The 16679-nt window shown below is 65.8% G+C and carries 18 protein-coding genes and 3 tRNA genes; 1 reads left to right on the top strand and 20 read right to left on the bottom strand.

Annotated elements, in window-relative coordinates:
- Position 1: 1 nt before the first annotated feature.
- The 8 genes from AC3EO7_RS36315 to rplJ all read right to left on the bottom strand — a co-directional run bounded on the left by AC3EO7_RS36315 (position 2) and on the right by rplJ (position 7509).
- Positions 2–1012 carry an MCE family protein gene (locus tag AC3EO7_RS36315; RefSeq protein WP_431965334.1) on the bottom strand — a complete coding sequence of 337 codons (1011 nt, stop codon included), beginning with the start codon at positions 1010–1012 and terminating at the stop codon, positions 2–4.
- Positions 1012–2088 carry an MCE family protein gene (locus AC3EO7_RS36310; RefSeq protein ID WP_431965336.1) on the bottom strand — a complete coding sequence of 359 codons (1077 nt, stop codon included), beginning with the start codon at positions 2086–2088 and terminating at the stop codon, positions 1012–1014. The genes AC3EO7_RS36315 and AC3EO7_RS36310 overlap by 1 nt, the downstream gene beginning before the upstream one ends.
- Entirely contained in the window at positions 2085–3437 is a 1353-nt protein-coding gene (locus tag AC3EO7_RS36305; RefSeq protein ID WP_435593687.1) for an MCE family protein, read from the bottom strand. Before AC3EO7_RS36305 ends, AC3EO7_RS36310 begins: the two co-directional genes overlap by 4 nt.
- Before the next feature lie 105 nt (positions 3438–3542).
- Positions 3543–4307 (bottom strand): MlaE family ABC transporter permease, encoded by a 765-nt coding sequence (locus tag AC3EO7_RS36300; protein ID WP_431965413.1) that lies wholly within the window; start codon positions 4305–4307, stop codon positions 3543–3545.
- Between the two features lie 105 nt (positions 4308–4412).
- Positions 4413–5195, bottom strand: coding sequence for an MlaE family ABC transporter permease (locus tag AC3EO7_RS36295; protein WP_431965415.1), 783 nt, complete (start codon positions 5193–5195; stop codon positions 4413–4415).
- Positions 5196–5217: 22 nt separating this feature from the next.
- A complete protein-coding gene (locus AC3EO7_RS36290; protein WP_431965340.1) occupies positions 5218–6294 on the bottom strand; it encodes an ABC transporter ATP-binding protein in 1077 nt (358 codons plus the stop codon).
- 243 nt (positions 6295–6537) lie between these two features.
- Positions 6538–6915 (bottom strand): 50S ribosomal protein L7/L12, encoded by a 378-nt coding sequence (gene rplL / locus AC3EO7_RS36285; RefSeq protein WP_067838329.1) that lies wholly within the window; start codon positions 6913–6915, stop codon positions 6538–6540.
- Positions 6916–6975: 60 nt separating this feature from the next.
- The gene (rplJ, locus tag AC3EO7_RS36280) at positions 6976–7509 is read right to left on the bottom strand and encodes a 50S ribosomal protein L10 (protein WP_357401080.1); all 534 of its coding nucleotides are present in this window, start codon (positions 7507–7509) and stop codon (positions 6976–6978) included.
- A 451-nt stretch (positions 7510–7960) separates the two neighbouring features.
- Here rplJ and AC3EO7_RS36275 point away from each other — a divergent pair, with 451 nt between their 5' ends.
- A complete protein-coding gene (locus AC3EO7_RS36275; protein ID WP_435593686.1) occupies positions 7961–9583 on the top strand; it encodes an MFS transporter in 1623 nt (540 codons plus the stop codon).
- Positions 9584–9638: 55 nt separating this feature from the next.
- Here AC3EO7_RS36275 and AC3EO7_RS36270 read toward each other — a convergent pair whose 3' ends face one another.
- The 12 genes from AC3EO7_RS36270 to AC3EO7_RS36215 form a co-directional block, all read right to left on the bottom strand.
- On the bottom strand, positions 9639–10052 hold the full coding sequence (locus tag AC3EO7_RS36270) for a PIN domain-containing protein (protein WP_488186321.1): 414 nt from the start codon (positions 10050–10052) through the stop codon (positions 9639–9641).
- A complete protein-coding gene (locus tag AC3EO7_RS36265; protein ID WP_431965347.1) occupies positions 10049–10255 on the bottom strand; it encodes a hypothetical protein in 207 nt (68 codons plus the stop codon). The genes AC3EO7_RS36270 and AC3EO7_RS36265 overlap by 4 nt, the downstream gene beginning before the upstream one ends.
- A 101-nt stretch (positions 10256–10356) precedes the next feature.
- Positions 10357–10911: an NADPH-dependent FMN reductase gene (locus AC3EO7_RS36260; RefSeq protein WP_435593685.1), complete on the bottom strand. Its 555-nt coding sequence runs from the start codon at positions 10909–10911 to the stop codon at positions 10357–10359.
- Between the two features lie 151 nt (positions 10912–11062).
- Entirely contained in the window at positions 11063–11776 is a 714-nt protein-coding gene (gene rplA, locus AC3EO7_RS36255) for a 50S ribosomal protein L1 (RefSeq protein WP_354998921.1), read from the bottom strand.
- Between the two features lie 103 nt (positions 11777–11879).
- Positions 11880–12314: a 50S ribosomal protein L11 gene (gene rplK / locus AC3EO7_RS36250; RefSeq protein ID WP_431965351.1), complete on the bottom strand. Its 435-nt coding sequence runs from the start codon at positions 12312–12314 to the stop codon at positions 11880–11882.
- A gap of 246 nt (positions 12315–12560) precedes the next feature.
- Positions 12561–13334, bottom strand: a complete 774-nt coding sequence (gene nusG, locus AC3EO7_RS36245) for a transcription termination/antitermination protein NusG (protein ID WP_431965417.1) — start codon at positions 13332–13334, stop codon at positions 12561–12563.
- Positions 13335–13450: 116 nt separating this feature from the next.
- Entirely contained in the window at positions 13451–13852 is a 402-nt protein-coding gene (secE, locus tag AC3EO7_RS36240) for a preprotein translocase subunit SecE (protein ID WP_435593684.1), read from the bottom strand.
- A gap of 108 nt (positions 13853–13960) precedes the next feature.
- Positions 13961–14033 (bottom strand) — tRNA-Trp (locus tag AC3EO7_RS36235).
- Between the two features lie 239 nt (positions 14034–14272).
- Positions 14273–15340: a fused (3R)-hydroxyacyl-ACP dehydratase subunits HadA/HadB gene (locus tag AC3EO7_RS36230; protein WP_431965419.1), complete on the bottom strand. Its 1068-nt coding sequence runs from the start codon at positions 15338–15340 to the stop codon at positions 14273–14275.
- Between the two features lie 184 nt (positions 15341–15524).
- The gene (gene rpmG / locus AC3EO7_RS36225; protein ID WP_378686333.1) at positions 15525–15695 is read right to left on the bottom strand and encodes a 50S ribosomal protein L33; all 171 of its coding nucleotides are present in this window, start codon (positions 15693–15695) and stop codon (positions 15525–15527) included.
- A 41-nt stretch (positions 15696–15736) separates the two neighbouring features.
- Positions 15737–15812: transfer RNA gene (locus AC3EO7_RS36220), tRNA-Met, on the bottom strand.
- A gap of 84 nt (positions 15813–15896) precedes the next feature.
- Positions 15897–15969 (bottom strand) — tRNA-Thr (locus tag AC3EO7_RS36215).
- Positions 15970–16679 lie beyond the last annotated feature (710 nt).

Here is a 16679-nt window from a genome sequence, read left to right as displayed (position 1 = left end):
GTCAGTTACCTCCCATGTTCCGTACCGGATCCCGGTAGCCGGGGATCTCCGGCAGCGCGGGCGGCAGCAGATTGACGATCACCGCGTCGAACCACCGGCCGGTGCCGAGCACGTTCGCGTACAGGCCGTAGAAGGGGCCCGCCAGCTCCAGCGTCTTGGAGATGTTCTGCTGGTTGTCGTTCAGCAGGTCGATCGCGGCGGCCAGGTTGGTCAGCGCGGGACCGATCTGCTCGGAGTTGTCGGCGACCAGCGCGCTCAGCTCGGCGGACACCGTCTTGGCTCCGGTGAGCAGCTGGCGGATGGCCTGCTGGCGGATGTTCAGCTCGGCGAGCAGCTGACCGCCGGAGGCGAGCAGCCGCTCGAACTCGGCGTTACGGTCGGCGAGCACCTCGGTGGTCTGCCGCGTCGCCTTGAACAGCCGCTTGAGTTCCTCGTCGCGCTTGGCCAGCGTCTCCGAGAGCCGCGCGACGCCGTCGATGGAGCCGCGGATCTCCGGCGGAGTGGTCGCGAACGCCTCGGCGAGCACCCGCATGCTGGTGGCCAGCTGGGCGGTGTCGATGTCCTCGATGTTCGCCGCCGCGTCCGAGAAGGCGTCGATCACGTCGTAGGGAGACACGGTGCGCGACAACGGAATCGGCGTGGCCGGATCGGCGGGGCGGGAGCCGCGCGGGTCGAGGGCCAGGTACTTCTGGCCGAGCAGCGTCTTGATCTGGATGGAGGCGGTGGTCTCGTTGCCGATCCAGGCGTCCTTGGTGCGGAAGTCGACGATCACTCGATCGCCGTCGAGGCGGACGTCGGAGACCGAACCCACCTTCACGCCCGCGATGCGGACCTCGTTGCCCTTCTTCAGGCCCGCGGCCTCGGAGAACTCGGCGCTGTACTTGGTGCCCGCCCCGATGATCGGCAGCCGGTCCAGGGAGAACGCCGACATCGTCACCAGCACCACCATGGCCAAGCCGAGCACGCCGAGGAAGACCGGGCTGCGCTTGCCTAGGAGGATCCGATCGTCCATCAGCGGGCCTTCCCGTGGCAGCGCGGCGCGGCGTTCGTGTACAGCGGCTGGTTGATCGTCGGCAGGCCCGCGGGCAGGTTGAGCTGCGGCGCGTCCACCGCGCCCGGGCCGACCACGATGTCGATGCCGCACAGGTAGAACTGGAACCAGGAGCCGTAACTGCCCACCCGCCCGAGCTTTTCCATCTTCACCGGCAGCGTGGCCAGCGCCAGGTTCACCTCGTCGGAGCGTTCGTTCAGTGTCCCGGTGAGCTGGTTCAGGCCCGCGATCGTGCCCTGCAGCGAGGGCCGGGTGGGGACGAGCAGATCCGAGGTCGCCGTGGCCAGGTTGCCCAGCGAGCTGATCGAGCGGCCGACGGTCTCGCGTTCGGCGGCCAGCCCGGATACCAGCGCCTCGGTGTTGATGATGAGCTGGTCGAACTGGTCGTCGCGCTCGTTGATCGTCTCCAGCACGGCGGTCAGGTTCTTCACCAGCTCGCCGATCACCGCGTCCTTGTCGGCGATCTTGTTGGTCAGGCTCGCGGTGCTGACCACCAGGTCGTGGATGGTGCCCTGCTCGCCCTGGAAGACCTGGATGATCTCGTAGGACAGCTTGTTCACGTCCTCGGCGGTCAGCGTGCGGAACAGCGGACGGAAGCCGTTGAACAGCGTAGTCAGGTTCAGCGCGGGCCGGGTCCGGTCCAGCGGGATGGTGCCGCCCTCGTTGAGCTTGCGCCCCTGCTCACCGGTGCCCTGCTCCAGCGCGATGTAGCGCTGGCCGACCAGGTTGCGGTACCGGATCGTGGCCGTGGTCGAGGCGGGCAGCCAATCGCGGTCGGTGAGTTCGAATTTCACCTCGGCCATCCGCTTGTCGACGATCGAGATGCCGGTGACCTTGCCGACCCGCACACCCGCGATCCGCACCTCGTCACCCGGGTTCAGCGAGGTGACGTCGGTGAACCGCGCCTTGAACAGCGTGCCGCCGCCGGTGTAGTTGGCGATCGACAGACCGAGCAGCGTGGTCACGAACAGCGTCACGACCACGAAGACGATCAGTTTGGTCAGCGGCCCGCCGAGGCCGCGCAGCTTTTCCTTCATCGCACGCTCACCTCGCTGCCTCGGAAGGCGGGCGCCCCGATCCTGGTCACCCAGCTCGGCACCTCTTCGGGCGCAACACCCTGCGCCGCACCGTAGATCGCGCCGAGCGACTGCTGCTCGCGCGGCGAGCCTGCCAGCGTCGGCACCTGCGCGGCCGGGTACACGCCGAACTGCGGCACCGGCAGCTTGCCGCTGTCCTGATCACCGGGGTAGCGGCTCGGCACCGCGTAGGAGCCGTCGTTGTTCGGGCCGCCGGTGTACTGGCCAGGGTCCACGTTCACCGGGTATTCGGGGAGGCACCACGGGCCGCGGGTGTCCAGCCAGCGCGGCTCGTCCTGGTTGGGCAGGTACTTGCCGCGGGTGTTGGTCAGCTCGATCGTCACCCGGGAGCCCGGCCGGTCGGTGCCCATACCGAAGAGCTGGTCGATGCGCGGCTTCATCTGCGCGAAGTTGGCCAGCGCACAGGGATAGCTCGGCGAGTACACGGCCAGTTGCTCCAGCGCGGGCCGCGAATCGGCGGCCACGTCGATGATGTTGTCGCGGTTGGCCAGCAGGAAGTCGGCCAAACTCGACGACGTCGGGGTGAGCGTGGCGTACAGGGTGTCGATGTCCGAACGCCGCTGCACGATGGTGGCATTGGTGGTGCGCAGGTTGTTCAGCGCGTCGATGAGCTGCGGCGCCGCGTCGGAGTACACCGCGGCGGTCTCGGCGAAGCCGCGCAGACCCTCCTGCAGTTCCGGCAGCACGCCGTTGACGTCGCGGAAGATCGTGTCCAGCTTGTCCACGGTCTCGCCGAGTGCGAGGCCCTGACCCGACAGCGCCTGGGAGAGCGCGCCGAGGGTCGCGGCCAAGTCCTGTGGCGGAATGGACTGCAGCAGCGGAAGCAGGTCGTCGAGCAGCTTGCTGATCTCGATGGCGTTGCCGCTGGCGTCCTGGTACAGGGTGACGCCGTCGGTCAGATGCCGTGGACTCCTATCCTCGGGGATCACCAAGTCCACGTAGCGCTCGCCGAACAGAGTCTTCGGCAGCAGCCGCGCGGTCGCGTTCACCGGGATCTGCTCGGCCTTACCGGGATCGATGGCCAGGTCGAGGGTCACCTTGCCGCCCTCGGTCCGGCTCGACCGCACCTCGCCGACCATCACCCCGCGCACCTTCACGTCCGCGTTCTTGGTCAGCGCGTTGCCGACGGTGTCGGTCACCAGATGCACGTCGACCGTCCGGACGAACTGCTTGTTGTAGATCGCGACGGTCGTCCACAGGAACAGCCCGACGATCACGAAGAACGCGATGCCCAGCAGCCGCACCCGAGTCTTCTCGGTGGACCGCCACGCCTGAGTTCCGCTACTCATGCCTCAGCCCCCGCGGGTCGGCTTGCGTGTTGTCATCGGCGGGACCAGCGCCTGATCCACACGGCGAAAGCCGAGCGCCGGCGAGGTGTCGCCGTGCGGATCGCTTCATCCGGCGACCCGCACCGTCGTGGTCGTTCCCCAGATCGCGAGGCTGAGGAAGAAGTCGAGCACGTTCACCAGCACGATCGCGGCGCGCACCGCGCGACCCACCGCGACGCCGACGCCCGCGGGCCCGCCGGTGGCGGTGAAGCCGTAGTAGCAGTGCACCAGGATGATCACGAACGCGAATATCAGCACCTTGAGGAACGAATAGAGCACGTCCTCGGGTGGCAGGAACAGGCTGAAGTAGTGGTCGTAGGAACCACTCGACTGGCCGTTGAACCAGATGCTGATCGAGCGCGACGCGAAGTAGGCGCCGAGCAGGCCGACGATGTAGAGCGGGATGACCGCGACGAATCCGGCGATCACCCGGGTGGTCACCAGGAACGGTACGCCGGGCACCGCCATCACCTCGAGCGCGTCGATCTCCTCGGAGATACGCATGGCGCCGAGCTGCGCGGTGAAGCCACAGCCCACCGTCGCGGAGAGCGCCAATGCCGCCACCAGCGGGGCGATTTCGCGAGTGTTGATATAGGCGGTGAGGAAGCCGGTGAGCACGGAACTGCCCAGCGCGTCGAGCGCCTTGAAGCCCTGCAGGCCGACGACGACGCCGACCGAACCGGACATGAAGACGATGACGCCGATGGTCCCGCCGATCACCGCGAGCGCTCCGGAGCCGAAGGTCACCTCGGCGAGCAGCCGCATGACCTCCTTGCGGTAGTGCACTGCGGTGCGCGGAATCCACGCGATGGCGCGCGAGTAGAACGACATCTGCTCGCCCGCGCGGTCGATCACGTTCAGCGGTCCGCGCACGATCTGATTCGCCCGGCGGGCCGATTTGGCGAAGGCCGGGTTGCGGTAGGAGGTGGCCATCGGTCAGGCGCCCTTGGCCGGGACGACTTGCAGATAGACCAGTGTCAGAACGAGGTTGACGAAGAAGAGGACCAGGAATGTGATCACCACGGACTGGTTCACCGCGTCACCGACTCCTTTCGGCCCCCCTTTGGGATGCAGCCCCTTGTACGCGGCGATCACGCCGGCGAGCAGCCCGAAGATCGCCGCCTTGATCTCGCCGATCCACAGGTCGGGCAGCTGCGCCAGCGCCGAGAACGACGAGAGGTACGCGCCGGGCGTTCCACCCTGCAGCAGCACGTTGAAGAAATAGCCGCCCGCGATGCCGACGACCGACACCAACCCGTTGAGCAGCACGGCGACCAGCGTCATGCCGAGCACCCTCGGCACCACCAGCCGCGCCACCGGGTCGACGCCGAGCACCTCCATCGCGTCGATCTCCTCGCGAATGGTGCGGGCGCCGAGGTCGGCGGCCACCGCGGACCCGGCCGCGCCCGCGATGATCAACGCGGTCACCACCGGTGCCGCCTGCTGCACGGTGGCGAGCACGCTGGTGGCGCCCGTGAACGACTCGGCGCCGAGCTGTTTGATCAGCGAACCGGTCTGCAGCGCGACGACCGCGCCGAACGGGATGGCCACCAGCGCGCTCGGCAAGATCGAAACGCTGGCGATGAACCACGATTGCTCGATGAACTCGCGCCACTGGAAGGGTCGGCGAAACATCTTGCGCATCACATCGACGAACAACGCAAAGACGTTGCCCGCCTGGGCAAACGCCGACTCGACTGGGGTACGCACACGCGCCATGGTCGAGTTCACGGGGCGTATGTTACCCGTTAGTTGTGTTGTGGCGCACGGTTGTGTCGAAAGCGCCGCCCTCGTAGGTGCCGACGTTTTGAGCGTTGTACGACATCACTTGTGTGTCGTCGTTCTCGGCCATGGATTCACGGATCGCGACCTGGGCCGCGTGCGGCAGGGTGTGCATGATCTCGCGCACCCGCGCCCTGCGACGCGCGACCGCCTGACGCACCGGCATGCCCGGCTGCGCCTTCATCTGCGGGATGATGCCCTCGACCTCTTCGGCGCCGCCGTGGTGATGACCCGCGTCGACCATCGCCTGCTCGCGCGCCATCTGCGCCTCGTCCTTCTCCTCGGACATGCCGATCGGACCGATCATGCGACCGTTGAGGAACTGCTTGACCACCGGCTCCTCGGAGGTCAGCAGCACCTCACGCGGACCGAACATCACCAACTGGCGGCGGAACAGCATGCCGATGTTGTCGGGCACGGTGCGCGCCAGGTTGATGTTGTGCGTGACGATCAGGATCGTCGCATCGATCTGGGCGTTGATATCGATCAGCAACTGCGACAGGTAGGACGTACGCACCGGGTCCAGACCCGAGTCGGGCTCGTCGACCAGGATGATCTGCGGATCCAGCACCAGGGCGCGAGCCAGACCGGCGCGCTTGCGCATACCGCCGGAGATCTCGCCGGGCAGCTTGCCCTCCGCACCGAGCAGACCGGTCAGCTCGAGCTTCTCCATCACGATCTTGCGGATCTCGGACTCGCTCTTCTTCGTGTGCTCACGAAGCGGGAACGCGACGTTGTCGAACAGGTTCATCGACCCGAACAACGCGCCGTCCTGGAACAACACACCGAACAGCTTGCGGATCTCGTAGAGCTCCTTGTTGGAGCAGGTGGTGATATCGGTGCCGTCGATGTAGATCGAACCGCGCTCCGGACGCAGCAGGCCGATCAGCGACTTCAGGAACACCGACTTACCGGTACCCGACGGACCGAGTAGCGCGCTCACCTCGCCGGACGGCAAGGTCAGACTGACATCCTGCCAAATTCGCTGCGAACCGAAGGATTTGGTTACACCCTCGGTCCTGACCTCGACGCCCACGCCAACCTCCACAATTTCTCAGCGAGCAGCCCACCGGCGACCGCGCTCGGTCATCGCGGTGCGTCACGTCACAGTGGGTTCGGTCACTGTAACCCATGAGGGAGACGGGGCACACCCCAACCTGACTCCAGAGTAAGCCGAATGCGCTCGCACTTTTCCACAAATCCGCTCGCATGTCCCCGAAAATGCGAAAACGGGCGGCCCCCCGAATTTGGGGGCCGCCCGTTCGAGTAATTCGTGGAATTACTTGACCGAAACCTTGGCGCCGGCCTCTTCCAGCTTCGCCTTGGCGGCCTCGGCGGCGTCCTTGGCGACCTTCTCCAGGATCGGCTTCGGGGCACCCTCGACCAGGTCCTTGGCTTCCTTCAGGCCCAGGCCGGAGACGATCTCGCGGACCACCTTGATGACCTGGATCTTCTTGTCGCCCGCACCCTCGAGGATGACGTCGAACTCGTCCTGCTCCTCGGCGGCCTCGGCCGGAGCGGCAGCGCCGACGGCGGCGACGGCGACCGGAGCAGCGGCGGTGACCTCGAACTTCTCCTCGAACTTCTTGACGAAGTCCGACAGCTCGAGCAGGGTCATGTTGCCGAAGGTCTCGAGCAGTTCGTCAACGTTGGCCATTGTTGTTTCCTTTCGGTAGATGGTGTCCATGGGGGCGTGACTCACGCCGCGCACGGGGTGTTACTCGGCGGCTCCGCCTTCGGCGCGCTTCTTCTCCTCCAGCGCGGCGGCCAGGCGGGCCACCTGCGAAGCGGGAGCGTTGAAGAGGCCGGCAGCCTTGGCCAGGTTGCCCTTGAGGGCGCCGGCCAGCTTGGCCAGCAGGACCTCGCGGGTCTCCAGGTCGGCGATCTGCTCGACCTCGGCGACGGACAGCGCAGCGCCGTCCATGTAGCCGCCCTTGATGATCAGCGCCTTGTTGTCCTTGGCGAAGGTCTTGAGCGCCTTGGCCGCGTTGACCGGCTCACCCTGGATGAAGGTGATGGCGGTCGGTCCGACGAACAGGTCGTCAAGGCCCTCCACGCCCGCCTCGGCGGCGGCGCGCTTGACCAGGGTGTTCTTGGCGACGGAGTACGTGGCCTCGGCGCCGAGCGCGCGCCGCAGTTCGGTGAGCTTGCCGACCGACAGGCCACGGTATTCCGTGACGACGGTGGCGGTCGAGTTCCTGAACTGCTCCGCGATCTCCTCGACCGCGGTGACCTTCTCAGCCTTTGCCATACTTCGCCTCCTCTCTGGATGGTCGGTTCGTGTACGCGAACTACCGATCCGAGGGCCCGGCGACAAAACGAACGCCCCGGACGCAAGGCGTTCCGGGGCGCAATAGGAAAGATCAACACGAGCCGCGTGGCTCGAATCGACTCCCAGCCTCGGTTCTTCCCTGCGTGGGCCGCCGGCAATGTCGCCGGACCTTCGACCGAACCCATGCGGGATCGGCGACCAACGGTCTTCGGTAGAACGGATTGGGTAGCGATCGAACTCGTCGATAACTGACGTCCACAGTAACCGACGCGCCCCTCATCTGCCAAAACGACCCACACTCCGTGGCGGATCGGAACCCTTCGGCAATCGAATTGTTGTGTCGCACGTCACTTTTCACCCTCGGATGTGGCGGATGTCGCGGCCAACAAGTGTTACCAAGAGTGACAGATATCTGCTTGGCTGCTGAACTATGGCAACTTCCATAGTCGATCCACCGGTGTTGCTGGAACGACGTAACCAGCGCTTCCTCGCCTTGGCCGTGATATGCCTGGCCGAACTGCTGGTCGTCCTCGACAACACCATCGTCAACGTGGCCCTCCCCTCGATCGGTGTCGAGCTGGCCACCGGTGTCAGCGGCCTGCAATGGGTCGTCGACGCGTACACCCTGACCTTCGCCGGTCTGTTGCTGGCCTTCGGCAATCTCGGCGACCGCTACGGCCGACGAAAAGTGATGGCCATCGGCCTGATCGGCGTCGCAGTCATGTCCGTCGGTGGCGCACTGTCGGATTCGATGGGCGCCGTCATCACCGCCCGCGCAGCCATGGGTGTGTTCGCCGCGGCCGTCTTCCCCGCCACCCTCGCCCTGATCATCAACATCTTCACCGACCGAAGGGAGCGGGCGCTGGCCATCGCCGCGTGGACGGCCATGGCGGGCTTCGCGATCGCCATCGGCCCGATCTCCGGCGGCTGGCTGCTCGAACACTTCAGCTGGCATTCGGTGTTCTGGATCAACGTGCCCGTGGCGCTGGCCGCGCTGATCGCCACCATGCTGTGGGTACCGGAATCGCGATCCGCCGAGGTCGGCAGGCTGGATCTGCCCGGTATCGCGTTGTCCATCGCGGGCATCACGCTGCTGGTCTGGTCGATCATCGAGGCGCCGCGCTACGGCTGGCTCTCGGTCACCACCCTGACCGTCGGCGCGCTCGGCGTCGCGCTGCTCGCCGGATTCATCGCCTGGGAATTGCGCACCGTCGCACCGATTCTGGATATGCGATTGTTCCGTAATCGGCGATTTTCGATGCCCGCGCTGTCGATAGCGATCGGATATTTCTCGATGTTCGGCTTCCTGTTCCTGATCACCCAGTATTTCCAGGGCGTGCGCGAGTACACGCCGCTCGAATTCGGTATCGCCTCATTGCCGTTCGCGTTCTCGGTGGCGATCGGCGCGCCCGTCGCGACATTGCTCGCGCAACGGTGGGGTACCACGCCGGTGATCGTGTTCGGCCTGCTGCTCACCGGGCTCGGGCTCTACCTGGGCGGGCAGGTGACGGTGGACAGCGGTTACGTCACCGACGTGCTGCCCTCGATGGTGTCGATGGCGCTCGGCCTTGCCATCGTGCAGGGACCCGCCACCGAATCCATCATGTCCTCCCTGCCTTTGAACGAGGCGGGCGCGGGTTCCGCGGTCAACGACACCACCCGCGAGATCGGCGGCACCCTCGGCGTCGCCGTCCTCGGTTCGATCGTGGCCTCCTACTACACGACTCGCGTCGAGCCGCTACTCGATCGCGTACCGAGCGCCCTGATGAACGAGGACCAGAAGAGCCTGGTCAAGGCCAGCCCGCTCAGCGTGCTGGAAATCCGCAAACGCGAACTCCCCGCGTTCCTCGAATCCCAGCGCGAAAACCTCATCACCGCAATGAAATCCGCCGCCCTCCAAGGCTCCCACGCCGCATCCCTCGTCGCCGCGGGCGCGGTCGTGGTCTGCGCACTCATCGTCGCCCTCGTCCTCCCCTGGGGCGCCCAGAGCGGCGAGTCGATCCTCCTTGGCTGGCGCAAATCCGCCGAAGCAACCGACGACCAGCCGGAATAAGCGCGCTCACCGGTCCAGAACGACGGCCGGTTGCAGCCGACACTGCAGCCGGCCGTTACACCGATCCAGCAGGAACAACCCAGGATGTCGGCTGACCCGTATGAGAGGCGATGGTGTCGAAATCGTTGTCGTAGTGCAGCACCGTCAGCCGATGCGTCTCCGCGGTCACCGCCACGACGAGGCCGGCGATCGAGGCGGACCGATGCTGAGCTTTGTCCGTCAGCAGGGACTGCAACTCCGACGCCTGCATCCAGAGATCCTCGGGGGTGTCCACCCATTCGAGTGATTCGTGCAGGACGCCTCGGATGCGGGCTCGGTCATCGGCATTGCGCGCCGAGTACAGCATCTCCAACTCGGTGACGCCGCAGATATGAACCAGGGCGCGATCCATCAACGGAACCAACACATCTCGGACTGGGGCCAGGTGCAATCGCGCCAGCGCGCTCTTGTCTGCAAGGTACCGCGTCACCCCCACAGGCGATCCTCGACGTCTGGCTCCAGCAGCGCCGCGAAAGCACCATCCTCGGCGAGACTCACCAACTTGCGGACCGAGTCGATCCGAATTACCTCACGAAATGCGGCATCAATGGTGTCGCGGAGCGTCTCGGTACCGAGGATCTCCTTCGCACGATCCAACTTCGCCATATCTACGTCTACGCTGGTCTTCGCCACGGCTGACCCTCCTTATATCTGATACAAGGGTAGCTCGATATCCATCCGATGACCAGGAAGATGTCCGCGCGACGCTATCGGTATCGCGAGTAGCCAGGGTGTCAGCGGGCAACGTGGGTATGGCGGGCGAGCGCATCGAGGGCCGTTAGGGCGCCGTCTCGAAAGGCTTGGCCGGTGACGAGGCCGTCGGAGTCGATGTCCGCCGACAAGACCGGGTGCCGGACGCAGGCAGCGGTGACTACGTCGGCGCCGACGTAGCCGAGGACGCTCGACAACGTTGCGGTGGCGCCGTCGCCGCGGCCCGGTGCCGCGACGGTGAGCCAGGCGGTGGGCTTTTCGTGGAGGTCGGCGGTGCCGACGGTCCAGTCGAGCAGGTTCTTCAGGCTGCCGGGGAGGGTGCCCGCGTATTCGGGGGTCGAGATCAAGACCGCGTCGGCCCAGGCCAGGTCGTTTCGCAGGTCGACGACCTGTGGATAAGCTGCCGGGTCCGCGCCTGGCACGAAGGCTGGCAGTTCCAGTAAGCCTGTGTAGCAGCGAGTTTCGACGCTGTCCGGTGCAAGGGCGTGGACGGTACGCAGCGCCGCGGTGTTGGTGGAGCCGTCGCGGGTGCTTCCGGAGATCAACAGAATCCTGTTCACGTCGGATGCAACCAGCAAAGCCGGTGGCTTACTCCGCGCGGGTTCGCTCGACTTGCTCACCGCGACGGGTTCCGCCGCTACTCGCGAACAGGCCGGAAATGCGCCGAGGGCGGGAACGCGGATGCGTTCCCGCCCTCGGCGGTGACGAGGCGTGAGACCTCGGTGCTGCTTACGCGTCCTCTTCGAGGAGGTTGCGGGTGCGGTTCGGGTCCACCGGGATGCCCGGTCCGGTGTTCGTCGAGACCGTCACCTTCTTGACGTAGCGGCCCTTGGCGGTCGACGGCTTGGCACGCAGGATCTCGTCCAGCGCGGCGCCGTAGTTCTCCACCAGCTTGGCCTCTTCGAAGGAGGCCTTGCCGATCACGAAGTGCAGGTTGGCCTGCTTGTCGACGCGGAAGTTGATCTTGCCGCCCTTGATGTCGTTGACGGCCTTGGTCACATCGGGGGTGACCGTGCCCGTCTTCGGGTTCGGCATCAGACCGCGCGGGCCGAGGACACGCGCGATGCGGCCGACCTTGGCCATCTGGTCCGGGGTGGCGATCGCGGCGTCGAAGTCCAGCCAGCCGCCCTGGATCCGCTCGATCAGGTCCTCGGCGCCGACGGCGTCCGCACCGGCGGCCTCGGCCTCGGCGGCCTTGTCGCCCACCGCGAACACGATGACGCGGGCGGTCTTACCGGTGCCGTGCGGCAGGTTGACGGTGCCACGGACCATCTGGTCGGCCTTGCGGGGGTCCACACCGAGACGAACGGCGACCTCGACGGTCGCGTCGGTCTTGGTGGTGGCGGTCTCCTTCGCCAGGCGCGCGGCGGCCAGCGGCGAGTACAGCTTGGTGCGATCGACCTTCTCGGCCGCGGCGAGATACGCCTTGCTTCGCTTTGCCATGTTTCTCTGTCCTTAAAGTTTCTTGGTTCAGAAGTGGTTTCCGGGTCTGGCCGACCCTCCCACCGAGTTCAGCGGCCCTGCGTCCGACTGAGGTTCGCTTCGCTCAGGCCTCGACGGTGATACCCATCGAGCGCGCGGTGCCCGCGATGATCTTCGCCGCCGCGTCCAGGTCGTTGGCGTTGAGATCTTCCATCTTGGTCTTGGCGATCTCGCGAACCTGGTCCATGGTCACCTTGGCGACCTTGGTGCGGTGCGGCTCGGCCGAGCCCTTCTGCACACCGGCGGCCTTGAGCAGCAGCCTGGCGGCGGGCGGGGTCTTCAGCTTGAAGTCGAAGGTCCGGTCTTCGTATACGGAGATCTCGACCGGGATGACGTTGCCACGCTGCGACTCGGTCGCCGCGTTGTACGCCTTGCAGAACTCCATGATGTTGACGCCGTGCTGACCGAGGGCGGGACCAACGGGCGGAGCCGGGTTCGCCGCGCCGGCCTGGATCTGCAGCTTGATGATCCCGGCGAGCTTCTTCTTCTTGGGGGGCATCTTTCTTCCTTGGTTTCGGGTCCTTACGGTTGCCGTAAGCCTGTCGCGGGCTTGGCCCGCAGCCGGGCACGCGGCCCGGCGCTCGCGAACGAATCCGGCTGACGCTGTTCGGATCCGCACACGAACCCATACACCTTACCGGGGGGCGTGCCCTCGTCCTTCGAGTGGGGCCGGTTGCCCGCGCCGAACCGGTCGGACGCGCTCCGCCCTCGGTCCCCGGAGGCCGGGGCGAGGGCGGAGATGGAACTAAATCTTGGCGACCTGGGTGAACGCCAGCTCGACCGGCGTCTCGCGACCGAAGATCGAGACGAGCACCTTGAGCTTCTGCTGCTCGGCGTTGACCTCGGAGATGCTGGCGGGCAGCGTCGCGAACGGGCCGTCCATGACGGTGACCGACTCGCCGACCTCGAAGTCGACCTCGATGACCGGCTTCGGAGCCACCTCGGCGGCGCTCTCGGCGGTCGCGGCGGCAGCGGCGGCCGGAGCCTTCTTCTGCTGAGACGCCGGGACCAGGAACTTCACCACGTCGTCGATGGACAGCGGCGACGGCCGCGAGGTGGCACCGACGAACCCGGTGACACCGGGGGTGTTGCGCACCGCACCCCACGACTCGTCGTTCAGCTCCATGCGGACCAGGATGTAGCCGGGCAGCACCTTGCGGTTGACGTGCTTGCGCTGGCCGTTCTTGATCTCGGTGACCTCTTCGGTCGGCACCTCGACCTGGAAGATGTACTCCTCGAGGTCCAGGTTCTGAACGCGGGTCTCGAGGTTGGCCTTCACCTTGTTCTCGTAACCGGCGTAGGAGTGGATGACGTACCAGTCACCGGGGGCACGCCGCAGCGCGGCCTTCATCTCGGCGACCGGATCGGCCGGTTCGGCATCGATCGGGGTAGCGGGTGCGGATTCCTCGACCACAGACTCTTCGACGGCCGCGGCGTCTTCCGCCTCGTTCTCGGCGGGCTCCACCACCGCGTCGTCGACCGGGAACTCGTCGTTAATGTCGTTCTCCGGGGTGCTCACTGGGGCACTCGCTTCCTGTGTCGTCACGTACATCCTCTGCGTGCCGGGCCGGGCGCGGCGGAATACTCCCGCCGGTCCGCCCCCGGGATCGGCAACCGGCGTCGGCGTCGTAATAACTAGCCGAACAGCCAGTCGACACCCTTGACGAACGCCAGATCCATCCCGCTGATGAACGCGACCATGAAGACCACGAACACCAGAACAACGCTCGTATAGGTGACCATCTGCTTCCGGTTGGGCCAGATCACCTTGCGCAGTTCCGCGATGACCTCTCGCAGGAACTTGATCAAACGCTTGAGCGGATTGCCCGCTCCTTCGCGCTTGGCCTTTCCGGCAGTCTTGTCCTTCTTCGGCGACGTCCGGTCGATCGTGGCGATCGAGCCGGTGTCGGCCGACGACGAGCCCGAGCGGGTACGCCGCGCGGACCGCTTACCGCTCGGCCTGCTCACCGCGGCGGTGTCGTCGCCGTCGTCGGCCGCATGCGCGCCGCCGTGGCGAGTATCCCGCTCGTCGCTCACGCCATCTCCTCGCTTCGCTCGGATCCGGCGTGCACGATGCGCGCTGTGCAAATAACTCGCTCGCTACGCTCGCTCACGTCGATCCTCTCTCGTCGCTGGCTTCAAGGGCAGGGGCGACAGGACTTGAACCTGCAACCTGCGGTTTTGGAGACCGCTGCTCTGCCAATTGAGCTACGCCCCTTCGGTTGGACGGTGGAACTCGTTGTCCAACCACTGTGCTTTATTCAGTTGTCGCGCTGGTTTCACACAACACGCGCGCTGCTTCGGCGGTTGCCGGCTCCCTGGGCAGTCCTTCGGAGATCATCCTCCGGACCACCTGGAACCAGCCCCACAGAGCAGCGCGCAGCGGCTGGTGAACCCCAGAGACCTGAGTGTACGTTACCGCCTAGGCCAATAGCCAATCAGGGTCGATCGACCAGGTCAGGCCAGCTGCACGGTGGCCGTCGCGCGGCCGAAGATCTTCTTGCCCGCCGACTTCGCCACGATGGCGACGACCGCGGTCCGAGTCTCCGGATCCATGGACTTCACCTTACCCGTGTACTCGATTTCGGCCGCCTCGTCGGAACCGACGTAGACCGGGCTGGTGAAGCGGACGTTGTACTCCTTGACCGCGCCGGGATCGCCCAGCCACGAGGTGACGAAACCGCCGCCGAGGCCCATCGTGAGCATGCCGTGCGCGACCACGTTGTCCAGGCCGACGAGCTTGACGACGTCGTCGCTCCAGTGGATGGGGTTGGCGTCGCCCGAGACGCCCGCGTAGTTGACCAGGTCGCCGCGGGTGAGGCGGACGATGCGCGTGGGCAGTTCGTCGCCGACGGCGACGTCTTCGAAATCGACCGCGTGCTTGCTCGGCGCGATCTCCGGGATGACGGTGATCGGGGCAGGCGGCTCGGTCTGCGCCGCGGTGCGCGGGTGGTGGTCCGGCACCTCCTCGCCGATGCCGTGCATGAGCACGTTGCGGACGGCGTCGGTGAGGTTGGGATCGATGTCGGCGCCGCTGCGGCCGACGAGCGTGGTGTAGGTGGTGAGCACCAGCTCGTCGTCCTGCGCGGTGACGATGTTCTTGGTGACGATGATGTCGCCGCCGAAGGCCTGCCGGAAGGAGTGCAGGTAGACGTCGCAGGTCAGCTGGTCGCCGACCCGGATGGGCCGGTGGAATTCCAGGATCTGATCGGTCTGCATGATCTGGCTGAGGTCGTAGCCGGTGACGATCTGCTCGAAGAGCTTGCGCTGGGCGAGAATACCGACCAGGGAGATGAAAGTGAGGGGCGCGAGCAGCCCGTCGTAGCCGTATTCGGCGGCGACGTCCTCGTCCCAGTGCACCGGGTGGTAGTCCTGCACGGCGCGGGCATATTCGCGGACCTTCTCGCGGCCGACTTCGTAGTAGTCGTCGACGCGGTAGTGGTGACCGACCATGGCCGCGGCATGGGCGGCGGGATCGAGATCCGCCTCGCTCGCCTGGACCGCTTCTTCTGTACCGGTGTTGATTGTCACGGGAGGACTGTACCTATCTGACCCCGCAGGGGTCGGCGGAGCGTTCACCACCGCAACCGACCCGTAGAAAGCGCTCAGGGCCGGACATGAGTCCGGCCCTGCACAGCTTCACGGTTCCGAGATCCCGGGATCAATGTCCCGGTTGCCCTTCACGCGGCAGTTTCACGCGTGGGTGAGATCAGCGGGATTCTTTGTGCGCCCGGTGCGTGCCGCAGTTCGGGCAGAACTTCTTCAGCTCCAGCCGGTCCGGGTCGTTGCGCCGGTTCTTCTTGGTGATGTAGTTGCGGTGCTTGCACTGCTCGCAGGCCAAGGTGATCTTTGGCCGGACATCGGTGGACTTCGCGGCCACGACTTTCCTTCTTTCCGGTACCTGATGGGCGTAATCGGTTTTGGTAGCGATGGCCGGACTTGAACCGGCGACACAACGATTATGAGTCGTTTGCTCTACCGACTGAGCTACACCGCCACGGCGTCGCATTGCAGTGGTGTGCGCGCCCAGCCCCACAACCGTGGGTGCAATGCCGAGTCGGTCACCACCGGCAATCCGGCGAGCCCCCTAACGGAATCGAACCGTTGACCTTTTCCTTACCATGGAAACGCTCTGCCGACTGAGCTAAGGGGGCATGACTACTTTCGCACCGTGGTCCAGCTTCTCGACCCCGGAGCGGCGAAGTCTTGAACGAGATTACACACCCAACGCTCACAGTTCCAAACCGTGAGGTCAGAGCGTTTTTTTCGGCGCGCACAACAGCGCGGAAAACACGCTCCGCGACCACGCCTCACGCAGGAGGCCAACATCGAGCAAAAGCCGACTCGCCCCCCAGTCGTCCCGAGCCCGCGCCAGCACCTTCCCGCCGACGACCAGCGATCAGCGCCTCCGCTGAAATCCGCAACGCACGGCTCCACGTACCTGCCTTCGAGCCGGTTGCCAGTCAAGCCCCCACGACCGCCAGAAGCACGGCACAGATTCGAAAAGCATCGAAGATCACACCCGAACCACAGGGCCCGACCATCCGAGAGCCGACACCTCGACCGATCTCCACCTGGATCACCCCCGGGCATAGGCCAGATCAGACAGCGCAATTGTCGGTCACCACGACGCGAGCGCACCGGCACCCGAAGGCTGGAGGCTGGCGATCCAAGTCATCGACCCGCGCCGCCCCACCGACCAACCCTGAAGAGATACGTCCCTCCAGATCGAACAGACCTCAAAACAAGACCAAATCCCCAACCGCAACATCCCCACGAAACGCAACCACTGCAAGGGGGGTCCGGGGGGCGAAGCCCCGCCGGGCGGGGCGTGGGGGGGGTCCCCACCCCCAAAAAAACCAAA

Source organism: Nocardia sp. bgisy118 (assembly GCF_057708605.1).
Note: the sequence above shows the minus strand (reverse complement) of the source record. Positions and strands in the feature narration are given on the sequence as shown.